Here is a 19,801-nt window from a genome sequence, read left to right on the forward strand (position 1 = left end):
GTCATGAACCGCGCCGGCGCAGCTCAGTCCACGCCCTGCGGCGCGGCCTCGATGGCCGCCAGGACGGCCTGCGCCTTGTTGCGGGTCTCGGTGGCTTCGGCGTAGGGCATGCTGGCTTCGACGATGCCGGCGCCTGCGGTGACGTCGAAGTGATCGCCGCGGCATACGGCGGTGCGGATGGCGATGGCAAAGTCGAAGTCGCCGCTGCGCGTCAGGTAGCCCACCGCGCCGCCGTAGATGCCGCGCGGGCGCGTCTCCAGCTCGCGGATGATCTGCATCGCGCGCAGCTTGGGCGCGCCCGAGAGCGTGCCGGCGGGAAACGCCGCGCGAAACGCCTCGAGCGGCGGGACGCGCGCGGGATCGACGCGCCCTTCCACCTCGCTCACGATGTGCATCACGTGCGAGTAGCGCTCGATTTCCATGTTTCGCAGGAGGCGTACGCTGCCCACCTCCGCCACCCTCCCCACGTCGTTGCGGCCCAAGTCGATCAGCATCACGTGCTCGGCGCGCTCTTTGGGATCGCCCATCAGCTCCGCCTCGCGCGCCGCGTCTTCCTCCGGCGTGCGGCCGCGCGGCCGGGTCCCGGCGATGGGGCGCACCGTCATGACGCCGCCCTCCAGGCGCACCAGGGTCTCCGGGCTCGCGCCTGCGATTTGCGTGCGGGTGGTCTCGCCCGGCGCCGGGGGAAAATCGAGGAAATACATATACGGCGACGGGTTGAGCACCCGCATGGCCCGGTACGCATCGAATGGATCGCGCCCCACGCGCGGCACTCGGAAATTGCGCGCCAGCACGATTTGGAACGCGTCGCCCGCGGCGATGTACTCCTTCGCGCGGCGCACGATGCGCTCGTAGTCCGCGTCGTTCATGCTCGCGTCGAACTTGGGCAGGCGCGTGCGATCGGGGAGCGCGATGCGCCGGAGGCTCGCCGGGCCGATGGACGCGCGCACCGCGCCCGTCTGCGCCAGATCGTGCTCGGCGCGATCCACCTCGTCCTGCGTGTAGGCGGCGATGGTGAAGGTCTGCGCGAAGTTGTCGAACACCACCACCGTGCTCCCGCCCATGAAGCGCGCGAGCGGGGGTTGAGCACCGGGCCACCGCTCGACCTTGTCGATGGCGTGCACCAAGTCCCAGCCGAAGTACCCGACGTGCGCGCCCGCGAGCCTCTCGGTCGGGGTGGTGACGGACGGATCGCTCTGAAAGATGGCCCGGGCGAGCGAGATGGGATCGCCGCCCGCGAGCGGACCTTTAATAGGCGCATCGCCGCTCAGACGCCATTCGCCGTCGGCGAGCAAGGTTGCCTCGTAGCGCGGCCTGTACCCGAGCACGGACAGGCGCCCCCAGCGCTCGCCCGCCACGACGCTCTCGAGGAGAAACGATGCGCTCCCCTCGGCGGCCTGGCGCAAGAGCCCATACGCGCGCACCGGGGTCAGCCCGTCGGCGACCAAGGTCTTCGTGACGAACCCGCTCATGTTGCTCCGCCGGCCTGCGCGGCCTTGGCCCCGACCCCGAGGAGCTTGCGCGCCGTGGCCGGATCGGCCGGGGTGCGCCCGATCGAGCGCGCGTACTGCGCGGCGCGAAGCACCAGCGGCGCGCTCCCCTCGGACAGGACGCCCTTCGACAGGTAAATGTTGTCCTCCAGGCCCACGCGCGCGTGCCCGCCCAGGCGCATGGCCAGCTCGGTCATCGGCTGCTGATGCCGGCCCACGGCCGCGACCGCCCACGACGCTTCGGCTGGAACCAAGCTTCGCATGAACCGCACGTGCTCCTCGCGCGCGCCGATGGCGCCTGGAACGCCCAGGACGAACTGGAAGTGCAGCGGCCCGGTGAGCGTTCCTTCCTTCACCAAAAGGAGAGCTTCCTCGATATGCCCAACCTCGTAGCACTCGAGCTCCGGCACGCTCCCCGCCTTGCGGATGCGCGCGGCCAGGTCTCGGATTTCGCGGCGCGTGTTGACGAAGACGTCATCGCCGAAGTTGATGGTGCCGCAGTTGAGGGTGGCCATTTCCGGCCGGCAGGCGAGGGGGCCCGAGCGCTCCTCGATCGACATGCCCACGGCGCCGCCGGTGGTTACTTGTATGATACAATCCGTCTTGGCCCGGATGGCCTCGATGGCGGCGGCGAAGCGGTCGGCCGATTGGGTGGAGGAGCCATCGTCGTTGCGCACATGGAGGTGAATCACCGCGGCGCCGGCCTCGCGGCAGCGGGCCGCCTCGTCGGCGATTTCCTGCGGGGTGATGGGCAAATACGGCGTTTGCGCCCGGGTGACCTCGGCGCCCACGATGGCGGCCGTCAGCACGATTTCGGGCGGCGGGGCAGGGGTGACGATCGGATCGGCATCCGGGGCGGGGCCCGCGGGGAGGGCCGGCATGTACAGCTCGCGCGGCCGGCGCTGGAGCGGCTTGGGGACCACGCAGGTGCCGGTGGCGCGGCATACGACCACCTGGGGCTCCAGCATGTCCGCCGCGCTGGGCGCGAAGCCCGACTCGCGCAGATTGGCGATGACCTTGCGCGCCTCGAAGCGGATTTGGCGGCTGCTGTTCCCGACCGACAGGAGCTCGCCCGTGGCCTCGATGAAGTCGCCGGCAAAGACCGGCGCCAGGAATTCGACCGAATCGTACGCGCGAAAGAGCCCTTCATCGCCGTCGAGGCGAATGAGAAGCTCGGTGGCGACGTCCCCAAAGAGCGCGAGCATCCTGGCCCCATCGACCAGCTCGCCGGCATAGTGCGCGTCATGCGAAGACATCCGAAGGCGCAGCGTGACCTTCAACCCAACCATGGCTCCTTAGTATCATGCCCTGCGCCGCCGACCCATCTCGTATGCCGCGTAAGCCAGGACTTCGTTGCCCGCGGGGTCACCTCGTGATACCTAGCGCATCCTTCCCGCTTTTCTCGTTCGCGTTCGCCCTCGCGTTTCTCCTCTCGTTTGCCGTAGCGTTAGTCGTCGCCTTCGCCGCGTTTCCGCGCCGATTGCGCAGTTTCTGGTACGCTTCATGACGCTTGTCGAAGCACGAAATCTACCATCCCACGTCGGCATCATCATGGATGGCAATGGCCGTTGGGCGCACCAGCGCAATCTCAGTCGGGTGCGCGGCCACAAGGAGGGCTCCCACGCTGCCCGCCGGGTCATCCGTGCCGCCCGTCGCCTCGGGCTTCGGGCGTTGACATTGTACGCTTTCAGCGAGCAGAACTGGGGCCGTCCCGAGGACGAAGTGGACGCGCTCATGGAGCTCCTGCGGGAGTTTCTGCTGTCCGAGCGGGAGGAAATCCTCGAGAACGGCATCCGCCTCAACGCCATCGGTAACCTGGGCCGCCTGCCCGCGATCGTCCGGGCCGTGCTCGAGCCGCTGCGCCGCGAGAGCTCGGACAACGAGGCGATGACCTTGACCTTGGCCCTCAGCTACGGCGGTCGCGAAGAGATCGTGCATGCTGCACGCGAGCTCGCCCGCTCGGTGGCCGCTGGGACCTTGAAGCCCGAGGACGTGACGGAGCAAGCGCTCCACGGCTTGATGCCGAGCCTCGCGGTGGGCGATCCGGATCTGATCATCCGCACCTCGGGCGAGCACCGCATCTCGAACTTCCTCCTCTACGGCCTGGCCTACTCGGAGCTTCACTTCGCCGACGTGCTCTGGCCCGATTTTTCGGCCGAAGATTTCTACGCCGCCATCGCGAGCTACCAAGCGCGCGAGCGCCGCTATGGGCTCACCGGTGGGCAAATCGAATCGCAGCAGCATGCGCTGGCAAACGGCGTCTCCCTGCGAACCGCGGATCGGGTGGAGGCGGCGCGCATCGCCGTCTAGAACGAAGGAGCGATGGCCGTAACCAAGTCGAACCTGGCCATGCGCCTCCTGACCGCGGCGGTCGCCGTCCCGGTCATTCTGTACCTCCTCTACGGGTGTCCGCCGATCGCCTTCTACTGCCTCGCGTTCCCGGCGGCGGTGATCGGGAGCCACGAACTGTTCGCGATGACTCACCCGGGCGATCGCGTCTCGCAGATCCTCGGCGTGCTCCTCTCGGCGGCGTCCTCGCTGCTCGTCTACTTTTGCGGCCACGATCCGCGGGTGCTCCTGACCTTGCTCGTGGCGATCCCGCTCCTCGGTCCGCTCCTCACCTTGATCCGCGTGGGCGACATCTCGAGCGCGGCGCTCCGGGCGTGCGCGATGGGCTTCGGTCCCATCTTCGTGGCGGTGCCCATGACGATGCTCGCGATGCTCCGCCGCGACATGGGCGACGACGGTCCGGGCTATGTGCTCGTCACGCTCATGTTCGCGTGGCTCGCCGACACCGGTGGCTATTTCGCGGGGCGCTTCCTGGGGAAGCACAAACTCTACGAGCTGGTCTCGCCGAAGAAGACGATCGAAGGCTCCATCGGCGGTCTGCTCGGCTCCGTGGCGGGCGCGCTGCTCGCGAGCCTCTGGTACCTGCCCGCCTTTCCGCTCGCGCACTCGGTCCCGCTGGCGCTCGTCGCCAGCGCCTTCGGTCAAGCGGGGGACTTGGGCGAATCGCTCCTCAAGCGATCCACGGGGGTCAAAGACTCGGGGTCCCTCGTCCCGGGCCACGGCGGCATCCTCGACCGCATCGATGCGCTGCTTCTGACGAGCACCATCGTGTACGTGTACACGATGTGGGTACAGCGCTAGCTCCCTTCAGCCCGTACACATACACGCTCCCGTACACGTACCCGATCCCGCTCGACGTCGCGGTTGCGGGGGCAGAGATCGGGAACGGGGACGTGTACGGAAAGGCGTACGGGCGGAGTCGAGCTACATCTTCTGCGAGTAGAACTCGACGACCAGCTGCACGCGCAGCGGGAAGAGGACGGCGCCCTCGTCCGGCAGGGTGGAGACGGTGGCCTGGCGCTTGGTGCGATCGACCTCGAGCCACGGGGTCTGGAAGCTGTCGGCGATCGGGAAGGCCGCCTCGACCTGCGCAACGACCTTCTTGCGATCGCGAACGGTGACCACGTCGCCCTTGAGCACGCGGTACGAGGCGATGTCGACGCGCTTGCCGTTGACGAGGATGTGGCCGTGGTTGACGAGCTGGCGGGCCGACGGGATCGTGCGCGCGAAGCCGGCGCGGAACACGACGTTGTCGAGGCGGCGCTCGAGGAGCTCGATGAGCTTCGGGCCCGTGTTACCGGAGGTCGTCTTGGCCTCGTGCATCAGGTGGCGAAGCTGGCGCTCGCTGACGCCGTAGTTCATGCGAACCTTCTGCTTCTCCATCAAGCGCACGGCGTACTCGGAGAGCTTCTTGCGCGCCTGACCGTGTTGCCCCGGGGGATAGGGTCGGCGTTCGGTTTTCTTCGGCGAAAGCCCCGGCAGCTCGGTGCCGAGCTTGCGCATGATCTTCACGCGCGGACCCGTATAACGACTCATGTTTCAGATACCTCCAACCATAGTTTCGACGGTGCAATCCGGCAGAGACCGCCGGAACTAGAAATTGCGGCTGCGCAAAATACACCTTTGCTCAGGAAAGGAGAGCACTTTTGGCGCGGACAACGTCGTCCACGAGCGCTTTTTCCAAACGAGCGACCTCGGCCTGGCTGGGCATCCGGATTTCGTGCATCCCTTCGACGAGCTGAACAAGACTTCGGTAGTCGGGCGCTTGAGCTTTCCAGTTGGCCACGGGGAATGTCTCGTAAAAACCGGAGGTTAGACGTGAAGGCGTCAGGATGGAAATGCGCCCCACGGGGTGCCAGAGCTGCAGATGCCAGAACCCACGCGTCACGAAATACTGGAATTTGCGGCCGCCAAAGAGCCGGACCTCCCATTCTTCGAGCATGAGGGCCAAATCGCGTTCGCGCGGATCATGAGGAGGGGGCGGCCAATGCGGTGCCTCCAAGCGTTCGCGGCTGCCTTCGTCCAGGGAGATCGAGAACGGGCGCTCCAAGACCACGGTCGTGCGGTTGCTCATTTTCCTCCGAACATGAAATTGAAAATCATATTCATGATCTGGAATGCATCTGAGCGATGATGCGGTTTGCTGTCAAGGCAAATGGGATAAGCGTGAAGCTCGGCTCACTTCGTTCTTGCGTTTCGCGCCCAACCGTGTCGCACCGACCGCTCGCGTCGACTGCGTCGACTGTGTCGGGTCGCGCCGGTCACGTCGATCGCGTCAGCCGCGTCGAGCTGCGTCGCGATCGGATCGTAGGTCGAGCGCGTTACCCCGACCGCATCGTGCGTCGAGCGCGTTACACCGGTGAGGCGTGCGTCGTGCTGCATTGCGCACCGACCGCGGCGCGCGGTTCACGCGCGCGGCGCCGGATTCATGTCTGGCGGTTTCGCGTCTGCTTCTTATTGTTGAAACATACGTCGGACGAATGCACGACATGACGATCCCGCTGGCGAAAGCGGAGAAGCGCGCCTAGAACGTGCCGCGACACTCCTCGAAACATTTCTGAAACCTACGGCCTGAACGCGATTGAGGCGACGCGATGCGTCGAAAACGAACGATGACCACAGCAGCTGATACGGATTCCAAAGTTGTTCCCGCTCCCCCGCCATCACGCTCGCAATTGCCCGCGTCGAAGAAGGAATACGACTTCTTTGGCGCCGTCCAGGACTACCTCGACGAGGCAGCGGCCGTCGCGAAGTTGGAGCTGTTCGTTCGAACGATCCTGAGCCAGCCGAAGAACGAGATCATCGTCAACTTCCCCGTTCGCATGGACAACGGTGAGGTCCGACTCTTCAAGGGATACCGCGTTCAGCACAACAACCTGCTTGGCCCGTTCAAGGGCGGCATGCGCTTCCACCCCGAGGTCAGCCTCGACGACGTGAAGGCGCTCGCGGCGATGATGACCTGGAAGAGCGCGCTGATGCGCATTCCGTTCGGCGGCGGCAAGGGCGGCATCAAGGTCGACCCGCAGAGCGTCACCCCGCACGAGCTCCAGAAGATCACGCGCCGCTTCACGCACGCTTTGGGCATGAACATCGGCCCCGACTACGACATCCCCGCGCCCGACGTCGGCACCAACAGCCAGACCATGGCGTGGATGATGGACACGTACTCGAACATGATCGGCAGCTACCAGAAGCAGAGCGTCAAGGGCGTGGTGACCGGCAAGCCGGTGGCCAGCGGCGGTACGCTCGGACGCACCAAGGCCACCGCGCAGGGCATGGTGTTCTGCCTCATCGAGTGGGCGAAGGAGCACAACTTCACGCTCGAGGGCAAGACGATGACCGTGCAGGGCTTCGGCAACGTCGGCTCGCACACGGCGGTCATCCTGTCGCGCCTGGGCGTGTCGACGGTCGCGGTCGGCGATCACACGGGCTACCTGTTCAACCCCGAGGGCTTCAACGCGCACAAGCTGCAGGACTACGTGGCGCACCACGGCTCCATCGCGGGCTACCCGGGCGGCAAGCCGATCTCGCGCGAAGAGTTCTTCAGCATGAAGACGGACATCTTCGCCCCGTGCGCGCTCGAGAACCAGATCAAGGATCCCGAGGCGCGTCAGCTTCAGTGCAGCATCATCATCGAAGGCGCCAACGGCCCCACGAACCCCTCGGCCGAGAAGATCCTGGAGGAGCGCAACATCGTGATCCTCCCCGACGTCCTCGCCAACTCGGGCGGCGTGACCGTCAGCTACTACGAGTGGGTGCAGAACAAGCGCTCCGAGAGCTGGACCGAGGAAGAGGTCGACGAGAAGCTCGAGCTCGCCATGCAGCGCGCCTACCGCGAGGTGAGCGACTACGCCCGCAACAAGAAGGTGAGCTACCGCATCGCGGCCTACGCCATCGCGCTGTCCCGCATCGAAGCCGTCTACAAGGAACGCGAGATCTTCCCGTAGTCGACGCGGGGCAATTCGCGGGAGCGAATTGCAGGGAGCGACGACCGCAGGGGAGGGCGCGGCGCGGAGCCTCGAAGGCTCATCTCCTGCGCGGCGCGCATGGCGTGAGAATCAACGTCATGGGATAGCGCTCTAGGGGCGAAGGACTTCGACGTCGTAGGCTGCGAATGCAGGATCGACGGTGACGATGGGGAGTCCTTCGCACTGGGCCGCGCGCATGGCGTGAGAATCAACGTCATGGGAAAGCGTTCTAGGGGCGAAGGACTTCGACGTCGTAGGCTGCGAATGCAGGATCGACGGTGACGATGGGGAGTCCTTCGCACTGGGCCGCGCGCATGGCGTGAGAATCAACGTCATGGGAAAGCGCTCTAGGGCAATGCTGTTCGCTTAGGATTCTCTCACTCTCGTACCCGTACACGTTTCCCGTTCCCCTTCCCGATCTTCTCTCCCCGAAACCTTCGGGAACGGGAACGGGTTAAGTGAACGGCATCGCTCTAGGGGCGAAGGACTTCGACGTCGTAGGCTGCGAATGCAGGATCGACGGTGACGATGGGGAGTCCTTCGCACTGGGCTTGTGCGATGAGCAGTCGATCGAATGGATCGGCGTGGTGGTGAGGTAGGGTGCTGACGTGCAGCGCGTGGGCGTGATGAACCGGTAGGCCGAGGGTGCCGCTCGATCGCATGCGGCTCGGAACGTACTCGGCCGGTGGGAGCGGTAGCGGGAGCTTGCCCAGCGCATACTTGATCGAGATTTCCCAGGCGCTTGCGGCGGAGAGCAGGAGCTCGTTGGCCGGGTCCGAGAAACGTTCGATCATGGAAGCGAGGCGCTTGCGGTTGCTCTGCAGCCAGAGCCAACAGTGCGTATCCAGGAGATACTTCATCGCGAAAACGCCGCGAGGACGTCTTGCGGCAGCGGTGCATCGAAATCGTCCGGAACATCGAAGACGCCCTCGTCGATGCCGAAGATGCGCTGCGGAGTCTCGCGATAGGGGACGATTTTGGCGATGGGCCGTCCACCTCGTGCGATCACGATTTCTTCTCCAGCGCTCACGCGCTGCAAGAGGCGCGAAAGGTGCGTTTTCGCCTCGTGAACGTTGACTTCCTTCATGGCTCCATCTTGACTTAGTCCACTGCTTAGTCAACATTTGGGCGTGTACGTCACCACTCGATTGGGCCGTTGGTTTTACGATGAGCGTGGCGCGGCGCGGCGGCCGAATGATCCGGCCATCGTGTTGCTGCATGGGTTGCTCTTCGATGGGGCCATGTGGGACGAGCAAGTGGGGCCCCTTGCAGAGCTGGGGCGCGTGGTGGTGATTGACGCGCCAGGGCACGGCAAGAGTGAGGTCCCGCCGCCATTTTCGCTCGATGATCATGCGCGGGCGCTGGTGGATGCGCTCGATGCGCTCGGGATCTTCAAGGCGTTGCTCATCGGGCTCTCGTGGGGAGGCATGATCGCCATGCGCGCGGCGCTCGATAACCCCATGCGCATCGTGGCGCTGGGGTTGCTCGATACCAGCGCGGAGACCGAGGGGCGCGTGCAGCGGATCAAGAACCGTGTGCTCAACGGCATGTACCGCAACGTGGGGATGCCGCCGGCGCTCTTTGCGACCCAGGTGGCGCCGCTGCTCTTTGGACAGAAGACCTTGCGCGAGCGGCCGGAGTTGGTGGAGCGGGCGTACACCCACTTGAGCGGGTTTCCGCGGCTCGGTGTGAGCCGTGCGGTGAAGGCCGTGTCGGTGGAGCGGCCGAGCATCCTCGACAAAGTGCGGGCCATCAGCTGTCCGACCCTCATTTTGTGCGGCCGGGAGGACACGGCGACGCCGCCCGCGCGCTCGGAGGCCATCGCCAACCGCGTGCCGCGCGCCACGTTGAAGTACATCGACAACGCGGGCCACTCGAGCACCATCGAGCAGCCGGCCGCCGTGACGGCCGCGTTGGTGCCCTTCGTGCGCGAGCACCTCGCGAACGCGCAGCCCAGCGCGTAAGCTCGTCAGCAGGGGCTCGCCATCGCGTGGCGTTCGAGCTCTCCGAAGGGATCGACCAGCGCCGAGAGGATCGAGCGCGCGAGCGGGGATTGGAGGGACTGCGCGCCGCGGAAGGCGAGGTAGCGCGCTTCGCCGATCAGCGCTCCGCCGAGGGGCGTGTAGACGAGATCGAGCGCCGAGGGGCGCACGCCGTTTCCTTCGAAGAGGTACTCCCAGGTCACGGTGCCGCCGATGGCGAAGGCGAGGGAGCCCGCCCAGCCGAAATGGCAGGTGCGCGCGCGGAGATAAAGCTCGCTGCCCATCAAGCCATGGCCGACGACATTGATGGCCAAAGGATCGCCGTCCCACCGGAAGAACGGCTTGTCCGAGTCGAAGATGGGCGGCTTGGTAAAGGTATCGCGGTACCGCTCGAAGATGTGCTCCGGTTTGCCGTCCGCAAAAGGCTCGGGATACAGGTACACCTCCGCGAAGCGCACCCCGATGAGCAACGCGCTGGCGTGCGCCAAAGGCGGCCCCCATCGTGCGCGTTCCTCCACACGCACCGGCGCCTGCGCCGCGCCCGACGCAATGCTCGGCGCCGCCGCGCCTGACGCAATGCTCGGCGCCGCCGCGCCTGACGCAATGCTCGGCGCCGCCGCGCCCGACGCAACGCTCGGCGCTGCTGCGCCTGACGCAACGCTCGGCGCCGCTGCGCCCGACGCAACGCTCGGCGCCGCCGCGCCTGACGCAATGCTCGGCGCCGCCGCGCTCGACGCAACGGCCAACGGTGCCGTCGCGCCATGTGGCGGCGTCAAAAGTTGGGCGCTGAGGACGAGTGCGAGCGCCGAGCCCATTTCAGAAGCGGCCCGTGATCCCCACGCCATAGGCGGGAACGGCGCCCGTGGGGGTGGCGGAGCTGCCGATGACGCCGCCCATGGGGCTGAGGCTCCGCGCGAACGAGGGCGCATGCCCCGCCGTTTCGCGGGCCATGTTGCGGGTGAGGAACCATGCGAGGGTTCCGCCCACCACGGTGCCCGCGCCGGTGATGAGCGCAAAGGCGCGTGCCTTGTTTTCGCTCACGTTCTCGAAGAGCAGCGGGCTCGCCGAGGCGGCGGCCGCGAGCGCGCCCACCCCCAGCCCGAGATCGATCAGCATGACCCGCGACGGTGAGACGCGCACCAGCGCGGCCACCACGCCCGCGCCCACCACGCCGACGGCGCTGCCGATGCCCGCGCCGTAGTTGGGGGTGACGTCGGGCTTCGTGCCGCGGTAGGCGAGCTCGCCCAGGCCGCCCAAGAACAGACCGGCGGCGCCGCCGGAGACCGTGAGCATCGCGTCGCCTTCGTCGGCCTTGCCGCGGGTGAGCGCGATGGTCGCGAGGCTCAACCCAATGAGGCCCCCGCCCGCCCCCCACGTGTAGCGATCGGAGAACGGCTGCACGTCGCGCCCGTTGGCGATGAGCAGGCCCGCGGCCGCGCCCCACCACGCGCCACCCGCGAGGTACCAGGCGTCGCCCGTTCCAATGTCCCACTCGTCGCTCACCAAGAGCGCGCTCCCGATGCCCACGCCCGTGCCCAGCGCGAGCAGCGGATAGAGCACGCGCGGATCGTCGCTGCCGCTCGCGCGCTGCACGCTGAACGCCACGTATGCGCCAAAGAGCGCGCCGTTCACGGCCAGCACCGCGCGGCCTTGCGATCGCAAGGTGGGGGTCAGCCGCGCGCGCGCCGACTCGTCCACGCGCTCGCGTTCGCGCTCGAGCGCCGCCGCGTGCGCCGCCGCCGCGGGCGAGAGCAGATCGCGCAGCATGACCAGACCGCGCACCGCCACGTCTTGGCCCTTCACGGTGTCGACGCGCACGCGCAGCTCGCGCGATTTGGGCGCCACCGCCACGATGCGCACGATGAACGTGTTGTCGCCCGTGTACTCGAGGCGCGGGCTCACCACCCAGGTGCCGGCCTCGGGGCCCGCGGCGCCCGCGTGCGCGGCCCGGTGAATCAAGTCGCTGTCGCGCAGCTTTCCGGGCACCGGGCCCGTGTCGGTGACGTGCAACGTGTAGCCGAGATCCTGCGCGGCGTCGCGCAAGGTGGCGTCGAGCTCTTGCGCCCGCGCATACACGCCTTGCTCCGACTCCTGCGGCGCGTGCAGCGGCAACGACGAGGGCTGATCGCCGGCCGGCGTCATCGTGGGCCACATCACCACGGAGCCGCCCGAGCTCACCGCGCCGGTCGCACCCGGCGAACCCCCCGGACCCGGGGGCGGCTCGGCGGCTTCGGCCGAAGATTCACCCGCCGCGAAGGCGAGCGCCAACGCAATCGCAAGGGCGGACGGCAGCCGAGTTCGAAGAGGCATGCGGGACGGAGCGACGCTATCGGCCCGTGCTCCAGCCGTCAACGTACCGGAAATGGCGAGGTGGGATGCTCCACGACGGCGAAGATATCGGCCGTGATGTCCTCGGCCGACAGCTCCTCGCGCGCGTGGCGGAGCTCGCTGCTCGTTTGATCGAGTCGATCCGCGAGCACGCCCAAAAACTGCCAGAGGAGCTTGACCGCGAGCTCGTGCTCCTTGCGCAAGATCTCGAAGAAGTCCATGCGCCGGATGGCAATGAGCTCCGCCGGCCCGCCCGCCGCGGTGACCGTCGCCGAGCGGGGCACGCTGCGAATGAGCGCCATCTCGCCCACGTGCTCACCCGGCCCCAAGTGGGTCAGCGTGGCCTCGCCGCGCGAGACGCGCACGCGCCCTTCGAGCACGATGAACAGCTCGTCGCCGCGGTCGCCCTCTTGGATGACCACATCGCCCTCGACATACGAGCGAACCTCCACCGCTTGCATCACGCGCAAAAGCTCGCGCTCGGTGAGCCGCGCAAAGAGCGGCATGCGCGCCAAGACGTCGCGCTTGAGGGCGAGGCGGCGGGCTCGCTCGTCGTCGCTGGCGCCTTCTTCGCCGAGCTTGACGATGATGAGGGTGATGTTGTCCTTGCCGCCGCGCTCATTGGCCAAGTCGACCAGCGCTTTGGCGGCGACGTCGCCCTCCTTCTTCAGGTGCTCCGAGAGCTCTTGGACGCTCTGCAGGTACCCGGTGAGCCCATCGCTCGCGAGCACGAAGGTGTCGCTCGGGAGCAGCTCGACCACCAAGGTGTCGACCTCCACCCGCTCGTAGACGCCCACCGCGCGGGTGATGGCGTTTTTATGCGCGACTTTCTCGATCTGCTCGCGCGAGAGCTTGCCGCGTTTGATGAGCTCGTTGTGCACCGTATGGTCTTCGGTGACCTGGTGCACCTCGTCGCCGCGCATCATGTAGATGCGGCTGTCGCCCACGTGGGCGATGAAGGCTTGGTGCCCGAGCACGATGATGGCGCTCAGGGTGGTGCCCATCCCGCGCTTGTCGGTGTCGCCCTGCGCTTCCTCGTGGATCTTGGCGCAGGCGCGCTGCACCGCGTGCTCGAGCAAGGCGATAATGTCTTTTTGCGTCACCTTTTGCGCGCCGGTGGCGCCGGAGACGTAGTCCTCGATCAGGTCTTTCTCGCGCTTGATCTCCTCGTGCAGGGTGCGCACGGCGATGGCGCTGGCTACCTCGCCGGCGGCGTGCCCGCCCATGCCATCGGCCACGACGAAGAGCGCGAGCTTCTTGTCGACGAGGAAGTTGTCCTCGTTGTGCTCGCGGACCCTCCCGACATCGGTGGCGGCGAAGAAGCGTATCGAGTCGATCATCCTTTATGCCATCATGCCATGGATCGAGGCGCCCGCACCACGGCACGGGCGAGCTGGCTCATCCCAGGAATTCGAGATGGATTGAAAAACATCCGGCCATTTGGAATGCCCGCTAGGGTCGCTGGCGACCTCGTGGGGGTGCAGCCGCTCCCCGCAAGCCGCCACCCACGGCTACGCGCAGACGGGAAATGCACCATCGACTTCGAAGTCGGTGCGCGGAAAAACGAGGGACTCGCCGGCCTTGGTGAGCGGGTGGGCGATGGTCTTCCGGGCGACTTCGACTTTGTCGCGGCTGGTCGTGCATGTCCAAGTTTGATATTTGGTCTGCGCCGGCTTCTTGCTCGCGAACACCGGGTCGAAGAGCCCCACATTGACCCCGCGCATCGGGCTCGACTCCGTGCGCTCGGTGGTGGTGCGCGCGGACGCGAAGAGAAACGCCTGCACGCCGGCGGCCCGCATGTCGCGCCCCAGCGGCTGGGCCGTGGCATACGACGTCTTGGACGAAATGAGATGTTGATGCGCCTGAAAGGGCGGCTTCAAAAGATCGACGCCGCGCTCGGCCGCGATGTTGGCGAGGAAGGTGGTGAGCTCGATGCTCACGATCCCCAGATCGGCGCTCGTCCCCTCGAGAAAGAGCAGCCGGTAATAGGCCACTTCGGCAAAGCAGGTTTCGACGTCCCCCGATCCGTACCACATGCCTCGCTCGGCCCGCGTTCCGAAGCGGGAGCCCCAGCGCAAGGGCGGATGGCGAAAGGGGGTATAAAGCAGATAATGCAGCCCCCGAAAATCCGCTCCATTCGGTACGGGCGGTTTCACCGTATCGATGAGCTCTTCCAAGAGTTGCTGCTCGGCGTCGGAGTCGACGAGCTTGCGGGTCGATGTGACATGCTGCGACTCGACCGCGCGATAAGCATCCAGTACCAATCGACCAAGGTGCTTCGGACCTTGGCATGCTACCCATAAGCGTCCTGGCTTTGCAGGTGCATCCTTTCGAAGACTCACGCAAAAGCGAGGCTACACGTGGCCGCGCATCGCGTCGAGATAAGTGGCAACTTCCACCAACCCTTCCACCGTCATGACCCTCTCGGCGGGTATCCCGCCCACGTGGGCATTGGGAGCATGAAACCAGGCTTGAACTTTCCGCTCATCACCCCCCACGAGCGAATCGAGCCCGCGGAAGACGCGCACCAAGAGCAGCGCCAGCTCGCCTTCTTTTTTGTGCGGCGAAATCATGGTGCTGGTGAGGAGCCTCGACACCGTGGCCTCGCTCACACCCAGGATGCGTGCAAGATCACGTTGGGAGAGGCCGAGGGCCTCCGCGACGCGGAGAACCGCCTTCGTAAGAACGATCCCCTCCTCGGGGCTGGGCGCGACTTGGTTCATTTCACATGAAAACCTAACCCACAAGTTTTTCACGTGCAAAATGAATTGATGCGCTCTCGAGGGTGACACGGGTCGAGAGGCCTGAAATCGCGTTCAGTGGTCATGATTTGGTCCTCCCCGTAAAGAACACCAAAGTTGCGAGAATTGCTGCGGAAATGTGGATTGGCGCCGGTGAGAAGGAGACGGCAAGAACCGCCAGCGCGCTCACCGGAAAGGCGTAACTCGCCGGGCCCGTCCGCAGGTGGCGGATGATGAGGAGCCACACGGCGAGCAAGTAAATCGCCACCGGCACGGTGAGGGCCAGGGCAGCGGCGACCGGGCCGAGGGAGGTCTTCCCCGTATCGAAATCGATCGCCACCTCGATGCCGGCGCCCACCATGGCGGCCGCCGCGAAGATCACGATGTGCCCGAAGCCAAAGGCAATGGCGCGCCCGAAGCTCGTGAGCACGTGGTGCGCCGGGTGATCGAAATACAGCGACCACATGGAAAAGACGATGACGAGGCCCGCCGCCGCGAGCCCGATCATGGGGAGCACATGCCCGGAGTGGCCTCCCGCGGCATCGCCGATGGCGGCGGTCGATGCGGTTATGACCTCACCGAGCACGATGATGTTGAAGAGCCCATAGCGCTCGGTGATGTGATGGCGATGCCACGGGGTCTGTCCCGCGTTTTCGGCCACCACGGGCACGGCCCCTTCGCCCAGTGCGAGCACGGCAAACGCCGCCAGCGCCATGGGGCCGTGCGGGATCCACAACCAGAGCAGCCAGCCGATCTGCACGAGGACGATGCCGATCGCATACCGCATGGCGGTGGGGCGAAGCTCGGGGCAACTCTTGGCGACCCGCAGCCACTGCGAGACCATGGCCAGCCGCATGATGACGTAGCCCATGACGGGCACCGTAAAGTCGAGCGCCTCGAACGCGGCCGGCACGCCCGCGGCGAGGACGAGCACCCCACCGATTTGGACGAGGGTGGTGAATCGGAACATCCCATCGTCGGTGTCGAACGCGGACGCGAACCAAGTGAAATTCAGCCACGCCCAGAAGATGGCGTAAAACACCAAGGCGTAACCGAGCAGGCCATGCCCGATGTGCGGCGCAACATGGTGCGCGGCATCCCCCGAGAGCGCATGATGCAGCTGCGCGGCCGCTTGCGCGACGGCGACCACGAAGCAGAGATCGAACAGCAGCTCGAGCGCGCTGGCGATCCTTCCTTCCTCGTGGGGATCGCGCGCGCTCATGGGCCGGTACCATGGGCGCAATGCGTTGAACGTCGGCCGCCCCGAGTGCGTCATGCTTGCTCGCTCCTAGCTGGTGTTGGTTTGCTCGTGCCCGCGTTTTTGCGGTCTTTGCTGCTATTTTCTGCTCGTTCGGCAACGATACCCCGAGGCGGCCGAATCCGCGCAATCGGGGTTCGAGGCCCCAAAACGCGGGGAATCACCCCCGTGGCGCAGGGCGCAAAGTCCGCTCGGTCGCGCGCGTTTTTTCCTCGATGTCGATTCGGTTCAGTTCTTGCGGACGGCGCCCGATATGAAACCGAATCTTCGAAGCAAGAAGCACCCGAAGGTCGGAGCAAACATGACACTCTGTGTGCTCCTGTGTTTGCCACTTTACGTGGCCTGCAGTGGAAGCGAGGACGGCAATCCTGGCGATCGTGAAGGAGGCAAGACGCCTGTGACCGACGACAACGGCACGCGCAGCGATGCCGGGATCGGTGGAAGCGCGGGCGGGCGAGACGGCGGCGGTGGTGGAAATGGCAAAGACAGCGGCACGAACCCGCCGCCGACGCAACCTCCGCCTCCAACGGGCAGCGATGCGACGAGCATCTGCGTCGACAAGATCAACGCCTACCGCGCAACCTTGGGCCTCCCGCCCTACGCGCGCTGGAGCGACAAAGAGGTATGCGCCAGCGGCCAAGCCAAGAGCGACTCCGAAACGAGCAAGCCGCACGGCGCCTTTGGCAAATGCAGCGAGTGGGCACAAAACGAGTGTCCAGGCTGGCCTGGCCCGGCCGAAAAGATGATCCCCGGTTGCCTCGAGATGATGTGGGGCGAAGGCCCGGGCGGTGGCCACTACGACAACATGAGCAGCAAAAAATACACGAAGGTCGCGTGCGGCTTCTACACGATGCCCAACGGCAAAGTCTGGGCGGTGCAAGACTTCCAATGACGCTCGCCGCAACCGGCGGTTAGCCCCGGGCCCTCCCGCGCGCATCGAGGAGGGCCTTCATTTGCGGAACCCGCCGGTCGCGAAAGGCTTCGGGCAACCCGGGGATCGTCGACGATCGCCTCGGCGGGATCGATACGATGCGTTCGATGAAGCTCCTTCGCGTGCCGGTCGCGCATGCAGAAGCGAAAGATGCGCTCGTCGAGCTTCAATCGGGGGGCACGGTCACGGTCTCATGATCAAAATGGGAGCACTGGCCGGCCCGTGCAACTTGTGCAGCGGAAAGGATGAGTCTGCTGTCCTGCCGGCATGATGTCGAACGGGGGTGGTGGCGTTCGAAAAGAGGCTTGCGGTCATGAAGACGCTGCGAGGGCGTCGTGGCCGGTCGAACGGCAACACGCAGAGTGCTATTTCCGCCTGTGCATGTTGAAGAGGCTCTTCGTTTCGAGATCGGGGCACGAGCGGTTGCTGGTCCCCGCGTTGGCGGCCTTCATCGTGACCCTCGCGGTAGGCTTTGCCATCGGCTCGTATGCGAGCCTCCACGCCTCTTCGGAGGAAGAGCGCGCGTCGTCGCTGACGGCCAGCGGTAAGTTTGCGGCGGCCGAGGCCATTTACGTGCAGCTCCTGCACGAGCGGCCGAACATGGCCATCGTGCTCGCCTTCTTGGACAATCATGCGCGCGCCATCACCGACCGCATCCGCCGGAGGCTGCAGTCGCAGTCGTTCGACGATCCCATGCAGAAGAGCGAAGGGGCGATCCTCGACGAGGAGGCCATCGACGCCATGCTGGCGCATGATCTGCCGCCCGATGTGTCGCTCCTCGGGCGCTTCTGGCGCGGGGTGGAGAAGGACGCGGTGTCTCGGGCCGTGCGCGATCAGGTGCTGGCGGGCGCGAAGCGTGAGCCGCCGCTGCCTTGGCACAATCATCTGCTCGGTCGCGAGGCGGAGCAGTCGGGCGCGCTGCTCGATGCGGCGGGGTACTACGAGCGCGAGGGCATGACCTTTCCGGAGCGGGCGTCCGATGTGGATGGTGCGCTCAACCTTTGGATGAACGTGGATGCGTGGGACCACGTGCGGGGGCGGTTGCAAGATGCACGCGTCTGGGCGGCCGCCGGCAACCTCACCAAGTATCGGTTCGCCGTGCACGAGCGCGATTGGAAGGCGGCCGTGTGGGAGCTCACGCTCAGCTGGAAGAAGCGATGGCATGGCGCGGGCCTCTGGATGAGCGCCGTTTCGGCGCTCGCGTGGGCCTTCATGTGCGCTCGGTTGGGGAAGCTGGGCGAGCGCCCGAAGTTTCGGATCCCGCTCTACGTGGTGGCCTTCGGGCTCGGCGTCGCCAGCGTGATCCCGACCATGTTCCTCATCGCGGTGGAGGAGTCGCGCCTCAAGCTGATCGAAACCGGTGACGTCGTGCGCGATATGCTCTTTTACGTCTTTGGCGTGGGGCTGCGCGAGGAAGCGTCCAAGGCGCTTTTGTTTCTGCCGCTCGTTCCCATCTTGCGAAGATGGGGGGACAAGCTGGACGTGCTGGTCGCCGGCGCCATGGTGGGCCTCGGGTTCGCGGCGGAGGAGAACATCGACTACGTGGCGCAGGGCGCGCTCCATAGCGGGCTCGCGCGCTTTCTGACCGCCAACTTCCTCCATATGGCGATGACGGGGATCTTCGCCACCGCGCTCTACGAGTTCCTCTCCGACCGCGAACGCTACGCCGCGCACTTCCTCCGCGTCTCCCTGTTCGTGGTGGGGCTGCACGGCGCGTACGACTTTTTTCTTTCGCACGAGGAGCTCGGCGGCTCCTACTTCGCGATGACCGTCTTCCTCTTTCTCACCAAGCCGTTCCTCGACGCCGTCGACGCCGCCCGCCGCCGCGCCGACAAGGGGATCTCGGTGCTGCAAGCCTTCGTCTTGGCCATCGCCGTGGTGACGGGGGTGACCTTCGTCTATGCGACCCACGCCGTGGGGCCGCAGCAGGCCGCGCTCATGATGACGCAGGGCCTGGTCGGCGTCGCCATTTTGCTGTTCTTCTTCGTGCGCTCGCTGCGGGCGATGTAGCTTCTCTCCCCCGCAGGCTCGCGCTCAACGGTGCTCGCAGTAGGTCGTGGCGCCCGTGAACACGTCCGGGTAGGTCTTGCATCGGGTGCCGCCCTGGCGCTGGTAGCGCTCCTCGTCGGCGAGATGGTTCAGCGCGCGGCCCAGGTCGCGCACGCCCTCCCACGTCTTGCGTTGGTACTCGGCCTGCGCGCGCTCGCGCGCCTCCTCGATGGCGCTCTCCTCCCTCGCGAACCGCTCCTGCACGTGTTGGTTGTGCGATTGGAGGAGGTACCGCTCGTAGTTCTTGGGGTCGTCGCACTCCGTGGGGTGCAGATCGCACGTGGTCACGACGGCGTTTACGTCGGCGGCGAAGTAGCGCCGGGATAGCTCGGCCTCGAACAGCCGCTGGAAGAGGGTTTGGCACTGCTCGTCGGTGCGCCCCTCGCAGAACTTGTCGCGGAATTTGTCGCGGAAGTCGGGCTCGGCGAGCTTTCGCGCGACCAAACCGCAGGTTGGACCGAACTTCGTTTCGTCGCCGCAGCTGCTGAACAAGATCTGCTGGGTGGCGCGTTCGCGAGCGACCGTGCGTTGAAAGTTGGCCTGGTCGTCGATCATTTGACTGCGGCAACCCATCGACAGTGTGGTGAAAACGAAGACGCCAAGCGTGAAGAAAGAATTACGAAAGGACATGGTGAGCACGAAGAATTGCAGCCCTCGTGCCGCGCGCCGTCTCGGCCATCCGCCACGGCATCACCGTGCTCCAGC

At 66.0% G+C, this 19,801-nt stretch carries 19 protein-coding genes and 1 pseudogene; 6 read left to right on the forward strand and 14 right to left on the reverse strand.

Going from position 1 to position 19,801, the window contains the following annotated elements; genetic code table 11:
- Positions 1-23: 23 nt before the first annotated feature.
- From LZC94_05045 to LZC94_05055, 3 genes and pseudogenes are all read right to left on the reverse strand, one after another.
- On the reverse strand, positions 24-1,472 hold the full coding sequence (locus LZC94_05045) for an anthranilate synthase component I family protein (GenBank protein WXB16645.1): 1,449 nt from the start codon (positions 1,470-1,472) through the stop codon (positions 24-26).
- Entirely contained in the window at positions 1,469-2,371 is a 903-nt protein-coding gene (locus LZC94_05050) for a 3-keto-5-aminohexanoate cleavage protein (GenBank protein ID WXB20346.1), read from the reverse strand. Before LZC94_05050 ends, LZC94_05045 begins: the two co-directional genes overlap by 4 nt.
- A 9-nt stretch (positions 2,372-2,380) precedes the next feature.
- A pseudogene (locus LZC94_05055) lies at positions 2,381-2,779 on the reverse strand (hotdog fold thioesterase).
- 214 nt (positions 2,780-2,993) lie between these two features.
- Between LZC94_05055 and uppS the strand changes: the two are divergent.
- Together uppS and LZC94_05065 are read left to right on the forward strand one after the other, a co-directional pair.
- Complete coding sequence (gene uppS, locus LZC94_05060) at positions 2,994-3,800, forward strand: polyprenyl diphosphate synthase (protein ID WXB16646.1); 807 nt, start codon at positions 2,994-2,996, stop codon at positions 3,798-3,800.
- Between the two features lie 12 nt (positions 3,801-3,812).
- Positions 3,813-4,640, forward strand: coding sequence for a phosphatidate cytidylyltransferase (locus LZC94_05065; protein ID WXB16647.1), 828 nt, complete (start codon positions 3,813-3,815; stop codon positions 4,638-4,640).
- A 123-nt stretch (positions 4,641-4,763) separates the two neighbouring features.
- On the opposite strand, the gene rpsD is transcribed toward LZC94_05065, so the two are convergent.
- Together rpsD and LZC94_05075 are read right to left on the reverse strand one after the other, a co-directional pair.
- Positions 4,764-5,375, reverse strand: a complete 612-nt coding sequence (gene rpsD, locus LZC94_05070; protein WXB16648.1) for a 30S ribosomal protein S4 — start codon at positions 5,373-5,375, stop codon at positions 4,764-4,766.
- Positions 5,376-5,466: 91 nt separating this feature from the next.
- Positions 5,467-5,913 (reverse strand): hypothetical protein, encoded by a 447-nt coding sequence (locus tag LZC94_05075; GenBank protein ID WXB16649.1) that lies wholly within the window; start codon positions 5,911-5,913, stop codon positions 5,467-5,469.
- Positions 5,914-6,514: 601 nt separating this feature from the next.
- Between LZC94_05075 and LZC94_05080 the strand changes: the two genes are divergently transcribed.
- On the forward strand, positions 6,515-7,786 hold the full coding sequence (locus LZC94_05080; protein ID WXB16650.1) for a Glu/Leu/Phe/Val dehydrogenase: 1,272 nt from the start codon (positions 6,515-6,517) through the stop codon (positions 7,784-7,786).
- Positions 7,787-8,280: 494 nt separating this feature from the next.
- Here LZC94_05080 and LZC94_05085 read toward each other — a convergent pair whose 3' ends face one another.
- Positions 8,281-8,667, reverse strand: coding sequence for a type II toxin-antitoxin system VapC family toxin (locus LZC94_05085; GenBank protein ID WXB16651.1), 387 nt, complete (start codon positions 8,665-8,667; stop codon positions 8,281-8,283).
- The gene (locus tag LZC94_05090; GenBank protein ID WXB16652.1) at positions 8,664-8,894 is read right to left on the reverse strand and encodes a type II toxin-antitoxin system Phd/YefM family antitoxin; all 231 of its coding nucleotides are present in this window, start codon (positions 8,892-8,894) and stop codon (positions 8,664-8,666) included. Before LZC94_05090 ends, LZC94_05085 begins: the two co-directional genes overlap by 4 nt.
- A gap of 121 nt (positions 8,895-9,015) precedes the next feature.
- Between LZC94_05090 and LZC94_05095 the strand changes: the two genes are divergently transcribed.
- On the forward strand, positions 9,016-9,771 hold the full coding sequence (locus LZC94_05095) for an alpha/beta fold hydrolase (GenBank protein ID WXB16653.1): 756 nt from the start codon (positions 9,016-9,018) through the stop codon (positions 9,769-9,771).
- Between the two features lie 5 nt (positions 9,772-9,776).
- Here the strand turns inward: LZC94_05095 and LZC94_05100 are convergent, their stop codons facing one another.
- The 6 genes from LZC94_05100 to LZC94_05125 form a co-directional block, all read right to left on the reverse strand.
- Positions 9,777-10,277: a DUF3943 domain-containing protein gene (locus tag LZC94_05100; GenBank protein WXB16654.1), complete on the reverse strand. Its 501-nt coding sequence runs from the start codon at positions 10,275-10,277 to the stop codon at positions 9,777-9,779.
- Between the two features lie 328 nt (positions 10,278-10,605).
- Positions 10,606-12,099: a hypothetical protein gene (locus LZC94_05105; GenBank protein ID WXB16655.1), complete on the reverse strand. Its 1,494-nt coding sequence runs from the start codon at positions 12,097-12,099 to the stop codon at positions 10,606-10,608.
- Positions 12,100-12,137: 38 nt separating this feature from the next.
- On the reverse strand, positions 12,138-13,457 hold the full coding sequence (locus LZC94_05110; GenBank protein ID WXB16656.1) for a Stp1/IreP family PP2C-type Ser/Thr phosphatase: 1,320 nt from the start codon (positions 13,455-13,457) through the stop codon (positions 12,138-12,140).
- A gap of 171 nt (positions 13,458-13,628) precedes the next feature.
- Positions 13,629-14,381, reverse strand: a complete 753-nt coding sequence (locus tag LZC94_05115; GenBank protein WXB16657.1) for an RES family NAD+ phosphorylase — start codon at positions 14,379-14,381, stop codon at positions 13,629-13,631.
- 90 nt (positions 14,382-14,471) lie between these two features.
- Positions 14,472-14,840 (reverse strand): DUF2384 domain-containing protein, encoded by a 369-nt coding sequence (locus LZC94_05120; GenBank protein WXB16658.1) that lies wholly within the window; start codon positions 14,838-14,840, stop codon positions 14,472-14,474.
- Between the two features lie 100 nt (positions 14,841-14,940).
- On the reverse strand, positions 14,941-16,080 hold the full coding sequence (locus tag LZC94_05125) for a low temperature requirement protein A (GenBank protein WXB16659.1): 1,140 nt from the start codon (positions 16,078-16,080) through the stop codon (positions 14,941-14,943).
- A gap of 433 nt (positions 16,081-16,513) precedes the next feature.
- Here LZC94_05125 and LZC94_05130 point away from each other — a divergent pair, with 433 nt between their 5' ends.
- A complete protein-coding gene (locus tag LZC94_05130; protein ID WXB16660.1) occupies positions 16,514-17,008 on the forward strand; it encodes a CAP domain-containing protein in 495 nt (164 codons plus the stop codon).
- 420 nt (positions 17,009-17,428) lie between these two features.
- A complete protein-coding gene (locus tag LZC94_05135) occupies positions 17,429-19,057 on the forward strand; it encodes a PrsW family intramembrane metalloprotease (GenBank protein ID WXB16661.1) in 1,629 nt (542 codons plus the stop codon).
- A 24-nt stretch (positions 19,058-19,081) separates the two neighbouring features.
- Here LZC94_05135 and LZC94_05140 read toward each other — a convergent pair whose 3' ends face one another.
- Entirely contained in the window at positions 19,082-19,651 is a 570-nt protein-coding gene (locus tag LZC94_05140; protein ID WXB16662.1) for a hypothetical protein, read from the reverse strand.
- Positions 19,652-19,801: the final 150 nt, after the last annotated feature.

This window comes from Sorangiineae bacterium MSr11954, assembly GCA_037157815.1.
Lineage (GTDB): Bacteria > Myxococcota_A > Polyangia > Polyangiales > Polyangiaceae > Pendulispora > Pendulispora albinea.